Annotated in this window: 23 protein-coding genes and 3 pseudogenes; 7 read left to right on the top strand and 19 right to left on the bottom strand. The window is 40.5% G+C overall.

The window, feature by feature from the left end; all coding sequences use genetic code 11:
• Positions 1–19 precede the first annotated feature (19 nt).
• On the top strand, positions 20–1,390 hold the full coding sequence (gene rlmD, locus A4V03_RS09850; RefSeq protein WP_218976230.1) for a 23S rRNA (uracil(1939)-C(5))-methyltransferase RlmD: 1,371 nt from the start codon (positions 20–22) through the stop codon (positions 1,388–1,390).
• A 10-nt stretch (positions 1,391–1,400) separates the two neighbouring features.
• On the top strand, positions 1,401–2,321 hold the full coding sequence (locus A4V03_RS09855; protein ID WP_065538757.1) for an RluA family pseudouridine synthase: 921 nt from the start codon (positions 1,401–1,403) through the stop codon (positions 2,319–2,321).
• A gap of 87 nt (positions 2,322–2,408) precedes the next feature.
• Here the strand turns inward: A4V03_RS09855 and tnpC (A4V03_RS09860) are convergent, their stop codons facing one another.
• The 4 genes and pseudogenes from tnpC (A4V03_RS09860) to A4V03_RS09870 all read right to left on the bottom strand — a co-directional run bounded on the left by tnpC (A4V03_RS09860) (position 2,409) and on the right by A4V03_RS09870 (position 5,524).
• Positions 2,409–4,010 (bottom strand): IS66 family transposase, encoded by a 1,602-nt coding sequence (gene tnpC, locus A4V03_RS09860; protein ID WP_084081121.1) that lies wholly within the window; start codon positions 4,008–4,010, stop codon positions 2,409–2,411.
• 78 nt (positions 4,011–4,088) lie between these two features.
• A complete protein-coding gene (gene tnpB / locus A4V03_RS09865) occupies positions 4,089–4,445 on the bottom strand; it encodes an IS66 family insertion sequence element accessory protein TnpB (protein WP_065538284.1) in 357 nt (118 codons plus the stop codon).
• Positions 4,432–5,001 (bottom strand): hypothetical protein, encoded by a 570-nt coding sequence (locus tag A4V03_RS20750; RefSeq protein WP_065538285.1) that lies wholly within the window; start codon positions 4,999–5,001, stop codon positions 4,432–4,434. Before A4V03_RS20750 ends, tnpB (A4V03_RS09865) begins: the two co-directional genes overlap by 14 nt.
• Positions 5,002–5,118: 117 nt before the next feature.
• Positions 5,119–5,524, bottom strand: a pseudogene (locus A4V03_RS09870) (hypothetical protein).
• A 111-nt stretch (positions 5,525–5,635) separates the two neighbouring features.
• On the opposite strand from A4V03_RS09870, the gene A4V03_RS09875 reads away from it, so the two are divergent.
• Both A4V03_RS09875 and A4V03_RS09880 read left to right on the top strand, forming a co-directional pair.
• On the top strand, positions 5,636–7,276 hold the full coding sequence (locus A4V03_RS09875; protein ID WP_065538758.1) for a B12-binding domain-containing radical SAM protein: 1,641 nt from the start codon (positions 5,636–5,638) through the stop codon (positions 7,274–7,276).
• A gap of 19 nt (positions 7,277–7,295) precedes the next feature.
• Positions 7,296–7,994: a hypothetical protein gene (locus A4V03_RS09880; protein WP_235827606.1), complete on the top strand. Its 699-nt coding sequence runs from the start codon at positions 7,296–7,298 to the stop codon at positions 7,992–7,994.
• A gap of 39 nt (positions 7,995–8,033) precedes the next feature.
• On the opposite strand, the gene A4V03_RS09885 is transcribed toward A4V03_RS09880, so the two are convergent.
• Entirely contained in the window at positions 8,034–9,398 is a 1,365-nt protein-coding gene (locus A4V03_RS09885) for a vWA domain-containing protein (protein WP_065538759.1), read from the bottom strand.
• Positions 9,395–10,120 carry a hypothetical protein gene (locus A4V03_RS09890; protein ID WP_236588646.1) on the bottom strand — a complete coding sequence of 242 codons (726 nt, stop codon included), beginning with the start codon at positions 10,118–10,120 and terminating at the stop codon, positions 9,395–9,397. The genes A4V03_RS09885 and A4V03_RS09890 overlap by 4 nt, the downstream gene beginning before the upstream one ends.
• Before the next feature lie 71 nt (positions 10,121–10,191).
• Here A4V03_RS09890 and A4V03_RS09895 point away from each other — a divergent pair, with 71 nt between their 5' ends.
• The 3 genes from A4V03_RS09895 (at position 10,192) to tnpC (A4V03_RS09905) (ending at position 12,754) form a co-directional block, all read left to right on the top strand.
• Entirely contained in the window at positions 10,192–10,560 is a 369-nt protein-coding gene (locus A4V03_RS09895) for a hypothetical protein (protein WP_065538205.1), read from the top strand.
• A 1-nt stretch (position 10,561) separates the two neighbouring features.
• Positions 10,562–10,906, top strand: a complete 345-nt coding sequence (gene tnpB, locus A4V03_RS09900) for an IS66 family insertion sequence element accessory protein TnpB (RefSeq protein ID WP_065538204.1) — start codon at positions 10,562–10,564, stop codon at positions 10,904–10,906.
• Between the two features lie 87 nt (positions 10,907–10,993).
• On the top strand, positions 10,994–12,754 hold the full coding sequence (gene tnpC / locus A4V03_RS09905) for an IS66 family transposase (RefSeq protein ID WP_065538760.1): 1,761 nt from the start codon (positions 10,994–10,996) through the stop codon (positions 12,752–12,754).
• Positions 12,755–12,840: 86 nt separating this feature from the next.
• On the opposite strand, the pseudogene A4V03_RS09910 reads toward tnpC (A4V03_RS09905), so the two are convergent.
• The 13 genes and pseudogenes from A4V03_RS09910 to A4V03_RS09960 form a co-directional block, all read right to left on the bottom strand.
• A pseudogene (locus A4V03_RS09910) lies at positions 12,841–13,683 on the bottom strand (AAA family ATPase); the annotation flags it as partial.
• A gap of 120 nt (positions 13,684–13,803) precedes the next feature.
• Positions 13,804–14,007 (bottom strand): tetratricopeptide repeat protein, encoded by a 204-nt coding sequence (locus A4V03_RS21540; protein WP_065538761.1) that lies wholly within the window; start codon positions 14,005–14,007, stop codon positions 13,804–13,806.
• Positions 14,008–14,175: 168 nt separating this feature from the next.
• Positions 14,176–14,415, bottom strand: a pseudogene (locus A4V03_RS09920) (IS66 family transposase); the annotation flags it as partial.
• 464 nt (positions 14,416–14,879) lie between these two features.
• Positions 14,880–15,134, bottom strand: a complete 255-nt coding sequence (locus tag A4V03_RS09925; RefSeq protein ID WP_065538763.1) for a hypothetical protein — start codon at positions 15,132–15,134, stop codon at positions 14,880–14,882.
• A gap of 64 nt (positions 15,135–15,198) precedes the next feature.
• Complete coding sequence (locus tag A4V03_RS09930; protein ID WP_065538764.1) at positions 15,199–16,695, bottom strand: tetratricopeptide repeat protein; 1,497 nt, start codon at positions 16,693–16,695, stop codon at positions 15,199–15,201.
• Between the two features lie 116 nt (positions 16,696–16,811).
• A complete protein-coding gene (locus A4V03_RS09935; protein ID WP_236588645.1) occupies positions 16,812–16,946 on the bottom strand; it encodes a helix-turn-helix domain-containing protein in 135 nt (44 codons plus the stop codon).
• 12 nt (positions 16,947–16,958) lie between these two features.
• The gene (locus A4V03_RS21320) at positions 16,959–17,237 is read right to left on the bottom strand and encodes a hypothetical protein (RefSeq protein WP_065538765.1); all 279 of its coding nucleotides are present in this window, start codon (positions 17,235–17,237) and stop codon (positions 16,959–16,961) included.
• A gap of 131 nt (positions 17,238–17,368) precedes the next feature.
• Positions 17,369–17,758, bottom strand: coding sequence for a YkvA family protein (locus tag A4V03_RS09940; RefSeq protein ID WP_065538766.1), 390 nt, complete (start codon positions 17,756–17,758; stop codon positions 17,369–17,371).
• A gap of 5 nt (positions 17,759–17,763) precedes the next feature.
• On the bottom strand, positions 17,764–17,997 hold the full coding sequence (locus tag A4V03_RS20755; protein ID WP_141243586.1) for a hypothetical protein: 234 nt from the start codon (positions 17,995–17,997) through the stop codon (positions 17,764–17,766).
• Positions 17,998–17,999: 2 nt separating this feature from the next.
• Complete coding sequence (locus A4V03_RS09945; protein WP_236588644.1) at positions 18,000–18,248, bottom strand: hypothetical protein; 249 nt, start codon at positions 18,246–18,248, stop codon at positions 18,000–18,002.
• The gene (locus A4V03_RS09950) at positions 18,235–18,513 is read right to left on the bottom strand and encodes a hypothetical protein (RefSeq protein WP_065538768.1); all 279 of its coding nucleotides are present in this window, start codon (positions 18,511–18,513) and stop codon (positions 18,235–18,237) included. The genes A4V03_RS09945 and A4V03_RS09950 overlap by 14 nt, the downstream gene beginning before the upstream one ends.
• A gap of 4 nt (positions 18,514–18,517) precedes the next feature.
• Positions 18,518–19,993, bottom strand: coding sequence for an HNH endonuclease (locus A4V03_RS09955; RefSeq protein ID WP_065538769.1), 1,476 nt, complete (start codon positions 19,991–19,993; stop codon positions 18,518–18,520).
• A 1-nt stretch (position 19,994) separates the two neighbouring features.
• Positions 19,995–22,637 (bottom strand): ATP-binding protein, encoded by a 2,643-nt coding sequence (locus A4V03_RS09960; RefSeq protein ID WP_065538770.1) that lies wholly within the window; start codon positions 22,635–22,637, stop codon positions 19,995–19,997.
• Between the last annotated feature and the right edge of the window lie 5 nt (positions 22,638–22,642).

The following is a 22,642-nucleotide window of genomic DNA, read 5'->3' on the forward strand; positions in this document are numbered from 1 at the left end:
ATTGGAGAAGGTAACAATCATGGATGTGGCTGCCGAAGGAAAAGCCATTGCAAAAGTAAACGACCTGGTAATTTTTGTTCCCTACGTAGTGCCGGGCGATGTCGTAGACCTTCAGATCAAGCGTAAGAAAAATAAATATGCCGAAGCGGAAGCGGTGAAGTTTCACGAGCTGTCACCCAATCGCGCTGTTCCTTTCTGCCAACACTATGGCGTATGCGGCGGTTGCAAATGGCAGGTGCTCCCCTATCCGGAGCAAATCAGATACAAACAGAAACAAGTGGAGGATAATTTGAGACGTATCGGAAAGATCGAACTTCCCGAGATTTCTCCGATTCTCGGTTCCGCTAAAACGGAATGGTACAGAAACAAACTGGAGTTCACATTTTCCAATAAACGTTGGCTGACCAACGAGGAAGTTCGCCAGGATGTGAAATATGACCAGATGAATGCTGTCGGTTTCCATATTCCGGGAGCGTTCGACAAGGTGCTGGCTATCGAAAAATGTTGGTTGCAGGACGATATATCCAACCGTATCCGGAATGCGATACGCGATTATGCTTACGAACATGATTATTCATTCATCAATCTGCGTACACAAGAAGGTATGCTGCGGAATATGATTGTCCGTACTTCCTCAACGGGCGAATTGATGGTAATCGTGATTTGCAGGATTACGGAAGAGCACGAAATGGCACTGTTCAAGCAACTGCTTCAGTTTGTCGCTGATTCTTTCCCGGAAATTACATCTTTGCTATACATTATTAATAATAAGTGCAACGACACCATCAATGATTTGGATGTGCACGTATTTAAAGGTAAAGATCATATCTTTGAGGAGATGGAAGGCCTGCGTTTCAAGGTAGGTCCGAAATCATTCTATCAGACTAATTCGGAACAGGCTTATAATCTATATAAGATAGCCCGTGACTTTGCCGGACTGACCGGAAATGAACTGGTGTACGACCTCTATACCGGAACAGGCACGATTGCCAACTTTGTCTCACGCCAGGCGCGCCAAGTGATTGGTATCGAATATGTGCCGGAAGCTATTGAAGACGCAAAGGTGAATGCGGAAATCAATGATATTAAGAATACCTTGTTCTATGCCGGCGACATGAAGGATATGTTGACTCAGGACTTCATCAATCAGCATGGACGCCCAGACGTTATCATAACAGACCCCCCTCGCGCAGGTATGCATCAAGATGTGGTTGACGTTATTTTGTTTGCCGAACCAAAACGGATTGTTTATGTAAGTTGTAATCCTGCTACTCAGGCACGCGATTTGCAGTTACTGGATGGTAAATACAAGGTGAAAGCTGTGCAGCCGGTAGATATGTTCCCTCACACTCATCATGTGGAGAATGTAGTATTACTAGAACTTCGATAAAAGATAAAAAATGGAAAAAAGACCTAGAAAGACACCTGCTGAAAGAGCACGTGCCCAATATACGAACTATGCAGTCAGGGAATCGATGGAACTCATGGATTTCCTCGCTGCCAAAATGCCGGACGCAAGCCGCACAAAGCTGAAATCTTTGTTAAGCAAGCGGGTGGTATTTGTTGACAATGTGATCACTACACAATTCAACTACCCTCTTCAACCGGGAATGAAGGTGCAAATCAGCAAGCAAAAGGGAAAGAAAGAGTTTAATAACAGATTGCTGAAAATCGTATATGAGGACGCTTATATCATTGTTGTCGAAAAGATGCAAGGACTCTTGTCCGTCAATACGGAGCGTCAGAAAGAGCGTACCGCTTATACAATACTCAATGAATATATACAGCGTTCGGGACGCCAGTTTCGTGTGTATATTGTTCACCGCCTGGACAGGGACACTTCCGGCTTGATGATGTTTGCCAAAGACGAAAAAACACAGCGGACACTACGCGACAACTGGCATGAGATAGTGACCGACCGCCGATATGTGGCCGTAGTGGAAGGAAATATGGAGAAAGACTATGATACGATAGTATCCTGGTTGACTGATAAGACTTTGTATGTAAGCTCCAGCAAATACGACGACGGTGGTTCCAAATCAATCACACATTATAGAACCATCAAACGTGCGAACGGGTATTCTCTTGTAGAACTTGATTTGGAGACAGGACGCAAGAACCAGATTCGTGTGCATATGCAGGATTTAGGTCATCCGATTGTCGGTGATGGAAGATATGGCGGAGAAAACTATTCGAATCCTATCGGACGCTTGGCACTTCACGCTTTCAAGCTTTGTTTTTATCATCCGGTAACGGGAGATTTGATGGAGTTTGAGACACCTTATCCGGCAGATTTCAAGAAGCTGTTTCTGAAGAAATAAAAAATAAAAGCGGAACTCTTTAAAAAAGTACAACCGTCCGCGATAGCAGGTAAGCCATAAAAAGAAAGCCGTCCGGATTTTGGGCGGCTATTTTTGTGAGGGTTTCCAGCGGTCGGGAAGCAGGTCGCGGTATTTTTCGATCGGGGTGTTTGGCGGCCATGCGGCACATCGGTCGATGATGTCACAGAAGTAGTCGAAGACGTTGACTCCGCACTGATGGCAGGTGATGGCCAGCGAGTGGTACAGGGCGGCGGCTTCGGCTCCGGAGTGGGAGCCGATTGTCAGTCGGCGACGGGTCAGGGATATGTAGCGGTTGATTCGCTCGACTTTGTTGTTGTCAAGTCTGTAGGTGGGTGAGGCGAAGATGCGTGGTATCACGTCCCATTGTTTAAGCGCATGTTCGGTGGCGGCAAGCAGCGGGTCGTCGGGTGGCACGCCGATGCGATTTTTGACCGCTGTCAGTCTCATGCGGATTTTCTCGAGCATCACTTTGGAGTATCGTTGTCTCCACTCAAGGTGCTTTTCCGCCGTCCATCCGTCTTTGCCTATGCGGTGCTGATGCTCGAAGTGGTAAAGGAGTCCGAAGAGCTTTGCTATTTCCTGCGCCTGCGGATTGTCTTTCAGGTCGAGGAACTTCCGCTTTATATGCTGCAGGCATGGCAAGCGTTTTATCCCGCTCATCTCACCGATTCCGATATGCCGGTATCCCGAGTAACAATCGCATTGGAACGCTCCGTTGAAGCCTTTGATATGCTGCTTGAAGACTTCGGCAGAGCGGGAACCGTCATCATAGAAGAAGTATACAAGCCCGGTTGTCATGCCGACGAACACCCAGATGTAGCCCTTTTTGATCTTCCTGCCCGAGGGAGTGGCCACCTGCAGCCGCACTTTCTGATAGGTCTCGTCACCACAGATATAATTGTCTTCGACAACTGCCGGCCCGAGAGCCTTGTACAGATTCTCCAGATGAACCCTTACCTTGCTGATCAGTTTTTGTGCCGTGCCTTTGTCAAGGTCGAAGCCGTGGGCACGGAAGTATTCGACTGCATTTTCAAGTGGCATGCAGTGGAGATAGCGTAGCTCGGCGAGTCCGGCAATGAAGGAGGATGTATACTGCGAGTTCAGCAGCGGCGTGGCGGGAGCAGAGCCTTTGTATATTTTCTCGTCCTGCACATATTTGCGTACCTTGTAGATTATTTTCTTGAAGCGCATCGGCTCCATGACGTAGCGCACGACATCGCACTCGCCGATAAACGTCGCCGCCTCGGGATTGAAGTCGGGGCTGTCCGGCTCCACCACAACCGTCTCTACCTCGCACTCGGGATGGGTCTTTCTCCTGGCTCCATTGTTGGTGCGTTTCTTCTGTGGCCTCTGTTCCGGAGTTTCTGATACGGCAGGAGCCGGCATCGGTTTTGTCTGGCGCTCTGACGGCGAGCCCTGCAGACGCTGCACGGCCTGACGAGCAGCTTTTTCTTTGCTTAGTTCCGCGCCTTTCCCTTTTACAGCATCCTCCAACGAGGCTATCTGTTTGCGCAGCTCATCTACTGTTGCCACCAGTCTGTCGTTGGTTGACTGGAGTTTTTCATTGGATAAAGTAAGAGAGCTGACAGAGGACAACGCCTCGTCAAGTTGTCCTTGAAGATACTCGATCTGACGTTGCAAAAACTCTATCAACTCGTTCTTTTTCATGGTGTAAAGTTACAAAAAATATCTGACATTTGCAACTTTCTACACCATTTATTTATTTGATTAACAAATTATTAAGCCTTATTTTACAGCCATTCTGAAGCGATTCTCGACCGTCACCTTCACAGGCGTGAGCCCCCTCATCAGCATATAGAAATCGTCCCATTGGAGCCTGCGCACGCCGTCATCGCCCTTTTTAAGTACCTCCCGGAAACGACCTTGCGACAGTCTTTTTGTGTACATCAAAAATCCGTCACCATCCCATTTCAGAGCCTTCATGGACTTGCGGTCTTTGGAGAAAAACACATACACATCGCCCGATGCCGGAGAGTGCCCCTTCCACGACCACACCATCTGGGTCAGACCGCGTATGCCGTAACGCATCGACACCGGCTGCTGGCATACCCATAGCCGTAACCCCTGCTCAAGACCCCACATGACCGACCTCCTTTCCCATCTTTCTGACGAACTTTGCAATGACAGCAACATCAGTATCAGCTGGAAAGCTGACCGCCACATGACCGTCGACCTTTACTGTTATCACATTGCCCGTGTCAGCCGGAAGAAAACCGGCCTCCTCAAAGATGACATCCTCGAAAGGCACCTCCTCAGACTTATTGTTACCCGTGCCTGTCGGTCCTGTATATCCGGGCAATCCGGCCACACGTAAATGCTTCCGATACAAATAAGAATGCAACTGACCGTATGTTACACCAAAACTCCTGCAATAAGAAGATAAGGTCCCGGGCTGTCTGCCTTGTGCGCATAATTGCTTGAACCGCTCATAAATTTCCCCGTAAAGGCGACTATTTACGCAACAATATCCCGGCAAGGTCTTTATATCCTGAAACTCGCTCTTGAGCAATTGCCGCATCTGACTCTGATCTACACCGTTGGCTATGCAATAGGCTCGGAACGAAGACGGCTGTCTTCCTTCGGCACACAGTTGCTTGAATGACAAGAAAACCTGCCTGTAAAGTTCAACTTTTCCCATAAATCAATTTTTAGGGCAAAGTTAGAAACTTTACAGGCAGGCTTCAATACGCTATCGCGGACGGTTGTACTTAAAAAAGAGACTTCCGCTTTTTATTTATATTAAAATATTCATCTTCTATTGCATTTCCAATGTAAAAGGGAAACCCTCTGAATCTCCTGTCAAATAAAAAATTCCAGTCATTAATCCATGACGTATGTTCACATCATCCATGTAGGAGATTCCATTTCTACCATAATCCAAAACAAGGTTATTACTGTAACGATCCTCCCAATACCACTGAAAACGAAAATGGTCATATGGTTCACCGTTACGATAATATTGATATTCTTCACCAAAGCCATCCGGGTCAAAAGTAAACTCACTATATATACCTTCCATTGGCAGCACTCATGCCGACATCTCCTGCCCATATCCTGCCGAACATCTGCTCTTCTAAGTCTTCATCGTCCTCACACGAAGTAAAGCCAACCAATAAAGTCAGCATCATTAAGATACCTGCATATCTCTTAACCATTTTCATAATCTTCCAGTTTATTGCGTTTATAAATACAAATTTAGCGTTTTTATTTTACTATACACTTCAAGCCATAAGTTTTTTGTACCTTTGCCCCGATAATATTAAAAAAATTACATGAAACTTCTTTGGCTCGATTTAAATAGCTCCTATGCACACTCCTCATTGGCACTCCCTGCACTCCATGCTCAAATAGCAGACGATACCACTATTGAATGGTGCGTAGTCTCTGCCACGATTAATGAAAATACCGGTAGCGTTGTCAATCAAATCTACCGTCACCAACCGGATATCATTGCAGCCACCAACTGGCTATTTAATCACGAGCAACTATTACACATCGTTTCACGTGCAAAAGCATTATTACCTCATTGCTGTATCATACTCGGCGGCCCCGAGTTTTTAGGAGATAACGCTGCTTTCTTATATAAGAACAAATTTGTAAGCGGAGTGTTCCGCGGAGAAGGCGAAGAAGTATTCCCTTTATGGCTAAAAGTGTGGAATCACTCAAAAGAAGAGTGGAAATCAATAACAGGTCTCTGTTATCTTGATGAAAACAATCAATATCAAGACAACGGCATCGCCCGCGTCATGAATTTCTCACAACTTATATCTCCTGAAAAGAGCCGTTTTTTCAATTGGAGCAAGCCCTTTGTCCAACTTGAAACAACCCGGGGATGTTTCAACACATGCGCTTTTTGCGTCAGTGGCGGTGAAAAGCCTGTCCGCACCATTCCTTTGGAAGCTATCCGTGGACGTCTGAATGACATTCACCAGCATGGAATCAAGAATGTACGTGTCCTCGACCGTACCTTTAATTACAACAATAAGCGGGCAAAAGAATTACTCGACTTATTCCGTAACTATCCGGACATCTGTTTCCATCTTGAAATCCATCCGGCTCTCCTTTCCGAAGAATTAAAGCAGGAGTTATCCGCCCTACCGAAAGGTCTATTGCATTTGGAAGCCGGAATTCAAAGCTTAAAAGAACCTGTTCTACAACAAAGCCGACGCATCGGAAAGTTATCCGACGCTCTTGAAGGATTAAAATACCTCTGCTCCCTGAAAAATATGGAGACACACGCCGACTTAATAGCGGGACTCCCACTCTACCACTTATCAGAGATATTCGAAGATGTCCGCACCTTAGCGGAATATGGCGCAGGAGAAATCCAACTGGAATCCCTAAAGCTGCTCCCCGGCACAGAAATGCGAAGAAGAGCAGAAGAATTAGGTATCCAATACTCACCGCTACCACCCTATGAAGTATTACAGACCCGTGAAATATCAGTAGACGAACTGCAAACGGTCCATTACCTATCCCGTATGTTAGACGGATTCTACAATACTTCTACTTGGCAAAAGATTACCCGGACACTAATTCTGGAGAATCCGCATTTCTTACGTGAATTCCTCAATCATTTGGTGCAAACCGATGTCATCGACACTCCTTTAAGTCTGGAAAAAAGAGGACTTATCTTATATGATTTCTGTAAAAATCATTATCCGGATTACCTGACACAAGTCAGCATCGCATGGATAGAAGCAGGAATGTCTCTAAAGAAAGCTCCTGCTGAAAAGGTAAGGACAAAATGGCAAACACCTCCTGAAAATTGGGACGTTACATACGGTTCGTATAGAGATAATTTACGACTATGCTTCCTCCCTCTTGATGAGAATGGACATGGCTATTGGTTTGGTTTTGAATCGGAGATTCAGAAGATAACTCCTGTTTTTAAAGCTAAAAATTTATCATAATACATAATTATAATTCAACATGATAACAAGAACTATGAGCCCTGTAATGCTCAGAAAAGAAATACAGACAGACATAATTGAGAATATACTCCCCTATCTAAAACGAAACTACGATAATAAAATACGTAGAGCAATCGTCAAAAGCACTCATTTACCAATGATTTTCAATCCAATTCATTATTTCAGTAAAAAGACCCATAATGACTGGTACATCTTTTATTATGCCACCTCAAAGAAATGCGCAGATGACGCCGCCTGCCTTGCTATATCACTGGTACAAAGCGAAGAAGGAACTTATGTCTACGAGCAAGTGGTTTCGGGTAATCCGAACGACCCTATTTGTATTTTTCCCCCTCATTTCTTTTCACGCTATCATTCCAGATTCTTGAAAGATGAACCTATCAGCAAAATGGATCTCATCACACATTATTTTAAAAACAACTACATAGGCCTTATCACCGCTGGAACAATGTGGGGTAATCGATGTGCAATGAGCACTACCAATGGATACGCTTTCGGAGAAGTATTGGACTTTGAGGAACGTCTTTTCATTTTTAAGACTTACATCACAAAGGATTTAATAAGAAAGAATCAGACATTTGCAAAAGCATTCAATCAAATTGAAGAACAAAATATGCTAAAAGAGTTCATGAATATGAAAGACCCTGATAAGTATTTATTAGAGTCGTTCGATTTCTATCTTAATGCTAAGTTCTAAGAGAATGTGACGTAAAGTGTGTCAGAGAAACCTCATAATTCAAAGATCCAATCTCCATACCTTATCCAACAATTCCTTATATACATTAAGCCCATTTCCTATCTGTAACCCATAGAAATGAACACCTCTTTCCTGCTCTCTACGAATCCTGCTTTCAGTAGACTTACAACAGAAGGCAAATTCAAAATCACTTATTATCAATACATCCGCCATCAGATAATTCTCCTTAGTCAAAGTATGAAGAATAGTTGTCAGCATTTCTTCCCCGTCCGTGCCACCAGAGAATTGCGAAACCATGAACTCCCTTACCTTTTTCCAATTTCCCGGATGTGCCGTATTCAATACTTGAGCCCGCACCGAGAAAGAAAGCAAAAAGCATTTCCTGCATTGTTTTTTCGCCATTTGAGTAATTTCCATAAGCAAAGCTTTAGCAATGCTTTCTGCCTTTCCCTGCATCGAACCACTCGTGTCAATCGCCACAATCATTGGTCCTTTTATTTGGCGAGGTTCTCTCCGCTTCGCTCGACTCTCCTGCTTCTTCCACACACTATCCGAACGACCGGAAAACAATTGTAATTGTCTCATAGCATATTTCATAAAAAACAAATCTTCTGTAGCAATCTCCGCCAACAGTGCGACCTCTGTCGGCATCAGTGCCTGCAAGTCATTCCCCTCTTCCACCCCATGTATGTCCGAATGTGCCAGAGATGAAGAAAGAGTTTCCGGGATGTATTGCTTAATCAACGTATCCAATTCGTCTGTCTGTTCTTTTTCCCTCCCCATGCAACTCACGATCTCTTTCAACTCCTTATATTTCACACTTATCGTACGATACCGGCTCATTATACGATAATCTTTCATATTCGACCTGCCAACAGAACTTTCAAACTGTTTCTTACTGCTATTCAAACATCTTTGTTTTTCCTCCCGTATCTTCCGCCTATATGCCAAACTCCATTCATCACAAATCTTTTGAAACAAAATATCCATGTCAAACTCCCCCTGTCTCAGCAAGCTGTTATATCCGCCTACATTCAGTTCATACTGAGAATATTGCCCCATCAAATAATCCGAAATCTTCTCCCATAACTCTTCTTTCCGCTCCAAGTCCTTAACATTTAATATTGCATTTATGTATTTCCATTCAATTTCCCTTCTCTGTTCTATCTGTTGAAAACAAGAAAGAAGCATTGAGAAAAATTCCAATATTGAATTCTTTAATAAATCACGCAATATCTCATCAGTCCACCACTGTGTTCCCAGACAATCCTCAAATACAGTAACCAAATATGCCATCAACACATCTTCCTCGCCATACACTGGATATCTACCCGTATCTACAAATTCATCAAAAGCAGACGCATATACCGACAACTGTAATTCAATATCAGTCTCCTCCTTCATAACATCTCTCGCTGGTTACAAATAGTTATAAGTAGTGATTCTATTCGCTTTTCACACTGTCCGGCATATTTTTTTATATATTGCCTATCATTAGCAGAGACAAATAAGTTTTCAGTCCATTGCGCATCTGCCATCTTTCCAACCAAATGTACTTTGAGCTCCTCACATTCCCTCATCCACATATCCAACATTTGTTTGTCATTAGAGGAAGATTCTTCCCGCATTTCTTCTTGGGAATTCCCTTCTTCGGAACAACACAACGGATATTCCTTACTATCAATTATCAATGTTCCTCTTCCTCTCCTGACTTTTATCCGGAAGATATTATACCTTTGTCCGGAAGAAGAAAAAGGTGCATCCATATCAATAAGACGAATAAAATGAGTACGCGATTGTGCATCCGAGTAACAGATTCCATCTCTATCTTTCGTCCGGTCAAGATGCCGATAATCTGTAGAAAACACATAGCAGGGAGTTGTTTTATAATGTTCCACCCTATAATAGAAATAATTGAAAATCTTCGGTTTCACATTATCTTCCGGCACTTTTCTTCGTACGGATTCTTTTTTCATCTTTTCCAATTGCTTCTTTATTTCTTCTATCTTCTCAATATAATCAGTAAACAATGCTTCCGATACCACATCCAATATCACAGGAATAGCCTCCGTTGTATTCCAAAGACAATAAAACAAAAGTAATACATCTGATTCTATAGTAACCATTCTATTTTCCGCCTTGACACGCATCGCAACCCAGCATATCTTTGCGCCATAACCAATTACTAACAAAGATTATGGCAAAAGAAAAAGTAAACTACCAGGAGGTGTACGACCTCTATCAGCTGTGCTGCGAAACCAAAGACCTTCGCGAGTTCTGTGCGGATTATGGAGTGAATTACGACAAGTTCATGAACTGGCAGCGCCACCAGCTGTGGAGTGAGAAGTTAGGCAAGACAGTCCGGGTGGAACAGCCCAAGGTAGCCAAGGTGCAGATAACCGGCAATCCCTGCAACAGTCCAACCGTGAAAATGGAAGTGAAACAGCTTGAAGGTGAGCCTCCTATAAGATGGGTTAAGTTGCAATTGACATCAGGTGCCACACTGTTTCTGAGAAACACCACAGTTCTTGATTTGAGCTTGTTGCTTAATAAAATGATAGGATGATATGCTTGGACTGAGTGCTAACCTGAACTATTATCTGTTCAACGGTAATGTGGATTTGCGGAAAGGCATTTTCCGTCTGTGTGAGAGTATAAGGGAAGAGATGTCACTTGACCCGAGCGATGCATCCAATGTATATATGTTCATGTCCCGTAACCGGAAGGTTGTGAAGATACTTCATTACGAACGCGGTTTTTATGTGCTTTACGAGAAACGTCCTGTCATGGGAAAGTTCAAGAAACCGGTATTTGATGAGGTCTCCAAATGCTACCGGATACAATGGTCAGACATGGCCTATCTTACGGAAAGTATTGTAGTTGACAAGATGTACGTTAGTTCAAAAGATTAATATTAACATATTGACTATCAGTAAAATAATATAAAAATAAACGATAAAAAGTTTGCGTAACTGCCTGGTTTTTCGTACCTTTATATCATGATTGATGAAAGGGCATACGAGTTACTTTGCTGCCAGTTGGGTCTGGCGAATGAGGAAAAGGCAGGGCTTCGCAAACAGGTAAACGAACTGATTGCGAGGCTTAAGGCCATTGAAGAATCCAATAAGGAGAACTCCAAGGCTCTGGTTGATACAATCAATGAATTATCCGTAACAGTCGAGAACTATCGAAAAGAAATGGAGCTTATGAGAAAGCAGCTTGAAGCGAAAGACGAGGTGAACCGGATGCTGGCAAACGAGATTTCCAATCTCAGGCTTCAGCTTGAGGACAGCAGGAAACACCGTTTCGGCCGTACATCCGAGCAAAGAAAACTGCTGAACAACCGTAACCTTGACAAGTCTGCACTGCATAAGTCCGAATATGACGGTTCTGACAGAAAGGATGATGACAACGATAAGGCTGACGGTAACGAAACCGGCAGCAGTACCATTTCTGGTAGCACACCTGCACAGGACAGCCAACCTTCAAGAAGAAAGGAAACTGCACCACGTGCCGTGAAAACCAAATTGAAAGTTGACAAAGTGGTAGTACATGAAGTGGACGAGTATTACACGCTTCCCGAAGGAGGACGGTTCATGAACCGCAACGGTATGCCTGATGTGTGGGAATACAGGGTCATAGAACATGTAAGGGCTCATAACGTGGAGCATGTCTACAAGGTGGCAAGGGTGAAGCTTGCGGACGGCACTTTCGCGAACACGATGGAACATCCGCTGAAAGACCTTGGAGGCATCTTCTCTCCTGAACTGCTTGCCCGTCTGCTCTGTCTGAAATATGACTTCAGCATGCCGGAGAACAGGCAGATAAGACTGCTTGCCAGAGAGGGCATCCACATAAGCAATACCACACTGAACAGCTATATCCATAACGGAATCGCCAAACTCAAGGGTTTTATCGGAGAGGTATTCAAGGGGTTTGTACAGCAGGCTGAATATCTTATGGTTGATGAGACGACCGAACTTGTAGGCATCGAAACAAAGGAAGGCAAGGCTTACAGGAGAAAGTACTTATGGGCATTCTTTGCAAAGCATATGAAGATGGTCTATTATCACTATAACAACGGCAGCAGGTCATCCGATGTGGCGAAGTCGTTCCTGGAACATTTTATGGGGACCCTGTCCACTGACGGATATACGGTTTACAGAATGTTTGATGGAGAAGACTCAAAGGTGCTGCATATAGGATGCTGGACGCACTGCAGAAGGTTGTGGGTTGACGCCTTGCCTTCGGACAGGACAGCGATGGAGATAATAGACTCCATCGGCGATATGTTCATGAATGAAGAGCTGTTCCGCACCATGAAGCTCAGCGGTGAGCAGATAAAGGGGAAAAGACGGCAGCTTACAGGACCGATCCTTGAAAGTATCCATCATAAGGTGGTCATGATGATGCAGGATGCGAAGGTTATGGCTAACGAACTGATGAGAAAGGCTGTCAATTATACGTTAAACCAGTGGAAGTCCCTGAGAAATATCCTCAAGGACGGTGCAGCGGAAATATCGAACAACCTCTGTGAACAAAGGATGAAACCGGTAAAGCTGTTGCTCAAGAACTGTATGAACATAGGCAGTGAGGATGCGGCAGAAAACTCGGCATTCATCTTCTCTCTGATAGAAAGCTGCAAGCTTAATGGCATAGACCCTCAGGATTACCTGAAGCACCTGTTCGAATGTATTCTTCATGGTAAGGACTGCGACAAGAAGACTCTTCTACCATGTTTTTATAAACCGGAATGTTAAAACAAAAATATTTTCTTGCGGGCATTTTTATTTTATCGGCTGAAAAACAGCCGATAAAATTGTCGTGGCGGAAAATAGAATGATTACGATTCTATAATTTCATTTCTTCCATTCAAAAATGCCGAAGCTTGCATGAGATGCACAATCTTTTTCCAGCGACGGTCGGAAATATAAAACTTTTCTCCATCCGCCTCTTCTGTATTCTGTACATATTTCCTCAAACCCATCCGTACATGGGTTATTAATTTCAATATCTCGTCCGACACCTCAATTTGTTCCATCTCATTTTGCCATTGTTTGTAACGCTCATCCGAAATAAGCATTACTTTAGGAATTGATTGCCGCATAGTAGTTTTAGTTCCTTGCCGCAACATCTTATAAAAAGAACGTTCGTTGGAAATACAGTTGGAAACAACACGTACCAAAAAGCGATCCCATAAAGCCTCCAACCCTTCCCCCTCTGCCGGTAACTCGTTGGATGCGGCAATCATTCCTTTCAAAGGTAAAGCAATCTCCTTACGTCCATTCTTGTAAATCTTTTCGTTAAGCACAGTGAGTAATGAGTTCTGTATAGAAGGTCCCGCCTTCCATATCTCGTCTAGAAAAGCAATTGTGGCAGCAGGCAAATAATCATCTACAATTCGCTCATAAATGTCTTGTTCTTTCAATTTAGAAATCGAAACAGGACCAAATATTTCATCGGGCGTACTGAAACGTGACATCAGATATTCAAACGAACTACCCTGCTCGAATATCATCTTCAATCGGCGGGCTATCATACTCTTTGCCGTTCCCGGCGGACCCAATAAAAAAATACTTTCACCCGCTAAAGTAGTCAGTAAAGCCAAAGCCATTATATGTTCTTTCTCAAAAAGTCCCTCACTCATATATTTTAATAAAGCCGATACTTGCAGCCGCACCGGTTTCATCACTTTCGATCTTTCCATAATACCATATTCCATTTTTAACAGTGTACCTTACCTTATCGTTCGGAAATAAAATTGTACTTTTCCGATAACATATTGTTCATCAGTTTACTACCCCTCATTTTAATCTATTCTTTTCAAAGCCGCAACTGCTAATTCATTACCCTGCTCAGCAGATTTACGATACCAATCTACAGCCAATTCTAGATTTTTTCCTACTCCATAACCTTTCTCATAAAATAGTCCCAAATAAAACTGAGCCTCCGCCTCTCCTCGCTCAGCCCGTTTTATATATTCCTCTACTTCTATACTCTTAATTTTCAACATTATTATTTACAGTTAATACTCAATGTTATATTCGAACACATGGAAAAACACAACAGAAAAGATAGAAAACTAGCAAAAATCTCCTATTTCAAATTTCCCAATTCTTTCAAAATATCAACAACTTCTTCATTACCCTGCTCAGCAGCCAAAACGAGTAATCATTCTATTTTCCGCCACACCGTCCTTGAGGATATTTTTCAGGAATTTCCACTGGTTTATCGTGTAGCTCGCAGCTTTTCTCATCGGTTCGCTTGCCATGATTTTCGCATCCTGCATCATCATGACCACCTTATGATGAATCCGTTCAAGAATCGGTCCCGTAAGCTTAAGTCTTTTTTCCTTAATCTCCTCACTGCTGAGTTTCATCATACGGAACAGATCTTCATTCCTGAACATATCACCGATAGGACCTTTGCTATCTTGTCTTTATCAAGTCCGTCCAGACAGTCAAAGTAATCGTACATACTCTCCAATTTGCATTCGTCAAACGAAAATCTACAATATCTTGACGCACCGCCACGTTTTTGTAGGTAATATCAGCGACAGCCATATTATGGCCATAGAACGCAAGTTGCATGGAATAGTATTTGTTGCTGAAAAACTTCGTGCTAAGATGTGTTGCCGACTTGTATATGATTCTTTTATTTATTCTTTATTTTTTCCATGTCTTCCCAAATCTTTTTATAAACCGATTTGAATAGTATATGATAAGCAGGCAGTGTCCTTATGCTTCCACAACGTTTACAGGGTTGTGGAACAGAATAGGTTGTAGCAGCATATTCAAAATCGGATGCTACAAAGATTTTACCACATTGGGTGCATCTGAAAACGTTTTTTCCTCTATACATGATATTATCTTATTTAAACTAACGTTAGTTCGATATAAATATTAAATTTATTTTATAATAATGAGGATCATAATGGAGAGCTTTGTTGTCTCTTCTTATAAGACCTAATTTTTGTTCTAGTTTATGAATTTCTAAGTCTTGTTCCTCTTTATTTTTTATTTTTGAAGGAGTATGATTAATAATCCACTTGACTCCATAATAAACACCAATAAGCGGACTACATATTACCAATCCACCTATAAGACTACACATAAAAAGATCCCATTTGTCTATTCTCATTTTCTATTAATCCCTCTTTCACTACCATATTATCACTCAGCATCCAACATAAAGAACACTCTTTTCATCTACCCAGCCTTTTTAAAGCTTCAACTGCCTCCTCACATTCTAGCTCTGCCGCTTTTCGATACCATACAACAGCTTGTTCCAAATCTTTAGAAACTCCCTTGCCTAATTCATAATACTCTCCTACATTAGCTTGAGCCATAGCTAAACCTTGCTCAGCGGCCATAACAAACCATTTGAACGCTTCAGTATAGTCCGATTCCACGCCAAGTCCTACATCATATACCCATCCAATATAATTCTGAGCATCGGCTTCTCCTTGTATAGCAGCCTTCATCCACCATTCAAAAGCCTTCTCCTGGTCTTGTTCCGTACCTATACCTTTATAATACATCTCTCCAACTAAACATTGTGCCTGGACTTGTCCCTGACGAGCTGCCATCTGCATCCATTCAAAAGCTAAACGAAAGTTTTGAGCAACCCCATCTCCTGACAAATAACAGGTAGCTATAACTGTCTGAGCATCTGCATCCCCCTTCTCTGCCATATCATAAAGCTCATCAAAAGTATATTCGTCTCTTTCAGATTCTTCAGCAACTATTTCATTTTCCTCACATTCATTTTCCTCATTAATCTCAATCGGATTATGGAAAAATAATTCTATACAAGCTATGTATTTCGGTTCGAGTAGCAGTAAATCAGTTGTTAGAAGTTGATGAATTTCATCTATTTTATCCACCTCCACTCCCTTGACGTTGGAGTATTGAATAACCTTCAGAATATCCTTTATCTTATTTTGAGCTATTCGAATGTTTCTATCAGCCGAAATTTCTATTTTTGATAATAGATCGACACTTTTCTGCAATGCCTGCTCAGCCAATACATATCTTCGAGTTTTTTTATAATAGATACCCTGGAAATAGTAAAGACAGGAACGCAAAGACACAGGACACCTGTTTAGTTCTCCATACAAATTTATAGCCTCTTTCAATGTTCTCTCTACTAGATCATACTGATCCCTTGTCCACACATAAAATTCATCCTCTCCTAAAATATCCGCACACTTAACTGTATAGGACAATATTTCAATGCAAAATGCCAGATACCCATCAATACTTTGTTTAACCTCTACAATCATATCATCAAGAACAGAAGAAAGAGGAATTTCTCCCGAAGCATACAAGAAGTACTGTCTACGATGTATCTCTGCTTTTTTTCCAGAGCCATAAGCCTCCATAATCCCCTTATGATACCAACATAAATATGTCTCCCGAACTGCAACCGGCATCTGTCGTAAGCAAAGCACTGCCTTAACTGCATACTTCATCCAATTACTTTTCATTTCCACAAGATACATATATAGATAAAAATATGTAAACTCATGAAAAACTGACATGGGAGGATCATTTCTACAAAAATAAAATGAACGAACAACATTGCCTACACTGAAGCTAATTTTATATTCCTCCCTTCTTTCAGGATGCCAAATCAATTCTATTTGCTTTTCTTCCACCAATTTGGCGTATTCTTCTTCTAAATTTTCTATATCTGCCATTGAGTTTCTCCTTGTTTCATCACTTTTATAAATATATTTCCCACACAATCTGCCAGAAAACTATTTATAATGTATTCTTAGTTCAACTTTATTCTATCAACCAATTTAAATCTATATCAGGATATGCTTTGAATAGCTTGGACAACTTGTAGAGAAGGAGCATTTCTACCTCTGATAATGTGCAATAAAGTAGATGGTCCAATCCCTATTTTTTTAGCAAAAAGAAGAATAGATAGTTTTTCTTTTTCCATAATATACACAATTCAGTCTTTTATACCTTCCATCTTAGAAGGTCTCTGCATTTTACCAAATAACTCCTGGGAAAGTTCCTCATCCTCACCTTCATCTTTCAAATCAGATAATACAGAATCAAAAAGGAGTATTTTAAACAAAACCGTTTCTTCGGTTGTATAATACACGCGTGAATATGCCAAGAGCTTATCATTTACTATTTTTTGCGCTTTAAAACAAAGTTCTTTTTCATATTCATCTTTTACTTGGAGAGGTAATTGAGAATCCCCAATTTTGATTATTATTTTCATAAATATATTTCTTCTTTATTTTCCATTTCACTGCTGTTCCATTAAAATCTAAAAGAATCATTTTAAACAATATCGATTCTTCAGTTGAAAGAAACAAAGCCACCTCTCATCTATCCAACTTCTTTAAAGCTTCAATAGCTTTCTCCACAATCGAAGGCCTGTTTTTTATATCGCTCCAATTCCTTAGATGAAACATTCAATGCCCAAATGATAATTGTCGTATCATCCACAAATCCCATTGGTAAGAAATCAGGAATCATATCTATTGGAGAAAGTAGATAAAGTGTAGCTGCTATGATGTAAATCAAACTACAGATATCATAATCTTTATACTTTCCCGTTGCAATATCACGCAGATAACAATACATTAAATTGAGTTGTTCCCGAAGATGACCCAAACCTTTTCTCGACAAAAACAGCCCTAACTGAAAAACTAACGCTTTCAGCCGTCTCAGATTATAAGCACACTTTGTAGCTTTAGTTATCCAGTTGGACTGCAAAAAATCAACAATAAACGACATAAAATTTAACCTTCTTTTTTGGAATGAAATTTATAATGACATCTATTACAACAATACTCTGATGGAATAGTTTTTCTAATCATTGAAGAGGTTTGTGTATGCATCCATGAAGGAGTCAACGAAGATACGATTAAACTTCCAGCAATAGCTACTCCATATATTCCTGTTCTTTCTATGCACCCTAACATAGTATATGATACATTGTAACTCCCACACTTTGGACATTTTATTTTTCCCATTTTTACAACTTTTTAAAATCAAAATAACCACTACTCAATATACTCTCACGACCCTTTATATTGAAACCTTCAAGTTCCAACCGCTTGGTTACAGCCTCTTTGCTATTAATAGAATCAAATGGCAAATGCCCAAAAGGAAGATTTACAATAAATGTTTGTCCTTTATCAATCCTCATCCCTCCACTAAGCGGAATGTTTACTTTTGTTGTTAATTGAAATTGCGACATATTATCTTTTTTATTTAATTCCACGATTAATACTTTTTACTGCTCTCTCCGGTTCTTTGATTAACCAGTCTATTGTCAATAAAGCTGCCGGATAAGTCAGATCAAATTTATGTTTCAATTCTGACAGTTTAACCCCCTCGACTATATAATCCGTTTCTTCCTCACTGACTAACCAACATCGAAATCCTTTTTGTAAACTATTATCTATTTGCAGCAATTCAGGAGCAATAGCAAGAGCCTGTTTCTCCGTATACCCCCTTGAAATCAATATATTTTTTATTTCTTCCATGTCATTATGCTATTTTACTCATATAACTTTTTAACACATCTTCCGCAAAAGCCCGCGCATCCGCTTCTACAGGCTGCATTTGGTAAACTTTAAATCCAAAGTGTTGCACATCTTTATAACCATACTCAAATTCATTTATACACCAATTAGAGACTTCGCCCTGACGTGGATGTACTTCTCTCACATATAAATTATAATGTTGATAAGCATGGCGTCCTTCATGAACTAACGTATCCAAAACTTGAATATACGCATCTCCGGAATTTGAGCGAATATAGTCAATATTTATTGTTATTTTATTAGAATCTTGTGAATAATTACCGATGTATCCATTTCCTAAGTTTTTAGTACAAACTTCACAAGCCGGACGATGGGAAATTGCAGCTATCTTATTCTCTAATTGCTGTAATACCTCCATTCGATTATCAAAAGATATTTCTTTCCATTCACTATAATCTATTCCCGCCATACTGCTCATTGTTTCTGATATTTTTTCTATCTGAACAGAATCTTGTGGAGCCTCCAAATATAAAGGATTAATCTCATGTTTTATCGACTCAAGCAGCTTTACCAGATCTTTATCTGAATCAATAGCTTTAGGAGGTAAGTCGTCTCTCCTATTTAATTCATCAATTCGGGCAATCAATAGATCAGTATCTTTTAATGGCAATACTTCACTAATATATTCCAGTTGAGAAGGAGACATTTTACTATTGCATGCAGCTTCATCAAAAATTATATTCTCGTCTACTTTTGCCATATCAGAATCAGCCAACAAGTGATCTTGAATCCAACGATCATTCCATGTAGCCATGCCTCCTGTATGTTGATGTTTCTTCATGCTATGAATATCTTCATCAATTAGTTTCATCCGCCCATAATCGATATCATGATGCCAAGTCAATCCGGAAATTTTATCCTTTTCATCCATAATATCGGCATACTGGTAATCATTTAGATTTAAAGATTCCTTCAAGTTCGGTTCTCTGACTAATTCATCTTTTAACATTCTTGTAGCGTATTTCATCTGCATTCTATCTGAACCATTACCATACTTTTTCCAGAATGCATCAGACATACAGTAATCAGGAAGACAAATTTCTCGTTTGATTGGAAATTCAGGAAACACACCTCTATATATTTTTCCTGTGGAAGAAACAAATGGCTGCATCGAATATTTCACACCATTCACACTCTTTCCGTCCCAAAAATGCTGACCTGTTTTTATAGTTTGTATCTCTGGGAAAAATTCCTTAAAAAGAGAATCTTTGTTTAAACCGGTCTGTTCTGACACTTCATTTATTCTGCCATCTACATTCCGCACAAAATCAATCTTTTTTTCTAAGCTTAGTTCCTCCCATGTCTCAGTTTTTATTTCTAACTCCTTTAAATAGCAACTCTCGGAGTGCCCCAATATTGGACTCTTCACCCTTTCATTTGAAGTATCTATATCTTCAACTTTTTGATTGAATAAATTCATACTATTTCACTTTATTCACTTTAACCCAATACGTATCTGTAGATAATGAACTAGAAACGACACATTGACCTGTCATCAATTTCGCAATAACTTTACGTTGTTCATCATTTAGCCCCATTGATTCACTAATTGCTTTACAATCATCTTCAGCCACCAAACGATGCGTAATTTTCAAATTCGTATTTTTAATCGCATCAGGAATCAATCGTGTTGGCACTTGATCTACCAAGAATATCCCTTCCCCATACGCCCGGATTTCTGACAACATATTACTAAATATCATTGCCGATTTGTATTGAGGCAATTCCTGATTCTCACATTTCGCCATCACCCGATGAGCTTCTTCAATAACCGTCAAATGCCGACAAGTGTTATCATTAAAATCAATCTCCCCTACTTCAGCTTGCGCAGCACGATACTCATATAAGAATTGAAGAATCAAAGCCATAAAGAATGACTTATCAACATCATCTCCTACGTAAGAAAGATTGATGATGCAAGGTTTACTAAATAAGTCCGCCCAAGGAGTTGAGTGAAGCGTATTCAGCATTTCTCCCTTCCATCCTCTTTTCAGACTATCAATACGGGTATTCAAACAAGCTTTCATATTTCGCTCTATCCGCTCTTCATATTGCCGATTAGAAATGACTTTATCCACACTGATACTCATCCCGTTCAACGTAGGCGGGAGCGTAACACCATACTTTGGCTCTTGCCCCAACCAATCTGTTGACTTGTTCTGATAAACCGTATAAATCAAATCCTCCATCAACACAGGGAGAATGTCATACATAGGAAATGCTGCCGCAAAAGTTGATTTCAATCTATCAATATGAGTCAATACGTTTGGCTCCTGTTCTTCTTTTAACCAAACTAATTCAAAAGGATTTAGTTTCATTTTTTTAGGAGTAAAGCCTGTTTTATACTTCTTACAACCGGGAATATAGATATCAATAGGATTCTCTGGATGTTCCTCATTATATTTTAAAGCCCAATCTACATATTCCGTCTTTGCCGGCTCAATTACCAAGAACGGACAGTCTATATCCAAACCATTCAATATAGATTGAACCGTATTCGTCTTCCCACTACCGTTAATTCCGGAAAGCAAAGTATGACGAGATAACATATCTATCGGAATATGATATTCTAGTTTTGTTTCAGTTCCACCATATAATAATTTTCCAAATGTAATCGTATGTTCTCCCCCTTCGTCCGGCTGATTCAAACTAAATTCTGGAGAACTATCTATCACACTAATCCCAGGAACTGCACGTAATGGAAAATTAATCAAATAAGAGAGTTCTTTAGTGGTAAGAAGTGTCCTCAACTCTTTAAAATGATTACCTAAAGGATGCTCAAAATATTCATCAGAAGGAGTTTTTATACGTATCGTTGGTGCTGCCATTAATGCTAAAGTATTGTTTTTCTCTTCATCAACCAATGAAGATACATCATGAATACGAACCGGTTCAAAAATCGATTCCTGACCACTCAATATAGACCTTAGCTGCAATGACGCACTTTGAATATCGGCTTCCTTTTCTGCCATCAAATAAACACCCACGTTCCAACATCCAATAGCCTTTCCAGTCTCAAATCGTTTGGAATGGTAAAATAAATGTTCTGAAACGGATTCGATATGCTTATTAACCAAATTCTGACTGATACTTTTACTCTGATTTTGAGTAACCCCAATAGATTCTGTTTTTCGAGAGATACACGAAGCCACAGCTACACTAGCCGGTGGAAAAAACGAAGATACCAACAGTAAACTTGCATCTGCAATTTCATGCATATTAATCGTTTTCTTTGAAATAGAATCTGAAAATCCTTCAATAATCCCTTTTGCTTTACTAAAGGATTCATTAGTTCCCTCCGATGCACTTTCTGAAAAATTAAAAGATTTCAAAGATTCAGCTTGTCCATTAAAATCCCTACATTTATACAATATTTCATCAACCTCTTGTTCCGGTACTGGATCTGCAACAACTAAATAAGAGAAATTCTTCTTCCTCATTCCCGCAATCAATTTGTCTATCGTTGCCGGATAAATTGATTTATATTGGCTTTCCATAGAAGGAATACCCGTTATAGAATAAATATAATCATATCCTTTCTGTTCATCCTTAATTTTATCGGTTATAAAATCCAAACGTTTTTTTCCTTTTACCGTTCTACATTTTATTCCTGGCCAAATCCCCTCTATAAAGTCTGACAAACTATCTACAAAAGAAAGCTTAACTTCCCGACTATCAATCGGACGAATACCTATATAAAGATGACAAACTCCATTTTCTGTATGCACCAAAAAGATTAGTTGCGTCTTCTTCGGCAGAAAACAAGCCGAAAGAATCTTTTGTATAGCCGAAAAACAATTCTCCACATTATTATCAAGTGGCCTCCCGATACGTTCTATTTCTATCCAATAGGGTGCCAATGGAGAATCGAACTGATGAATCGCTTCTAATCCAAATCCAGCACCTGTCCACCCCTCTTTACCTATTTCATTCAGATATTTTCGTTCCATCGTAAAAGACAACGACTGAGCTACAGCGTTAGCAGCCAGCACTTTTGCTATTGGTTCAAAACGGTCCTCATCTTGTCTTCCATCTTGAGGTTTCTTTTCTAAAATTGTTTCCATCTTAT

Origin of the sequence: Bacteroides caecimuris (genome assembly GCF_001688725.2) — a bacterium.
In the GTDB taxonomy this organism is placed as follows: Bacteria; Bacteroidota; Bacteroidia; order Bacteroidales; family Bacteroidaceae; genus Bacteroides; species Bacteroides caecimuris.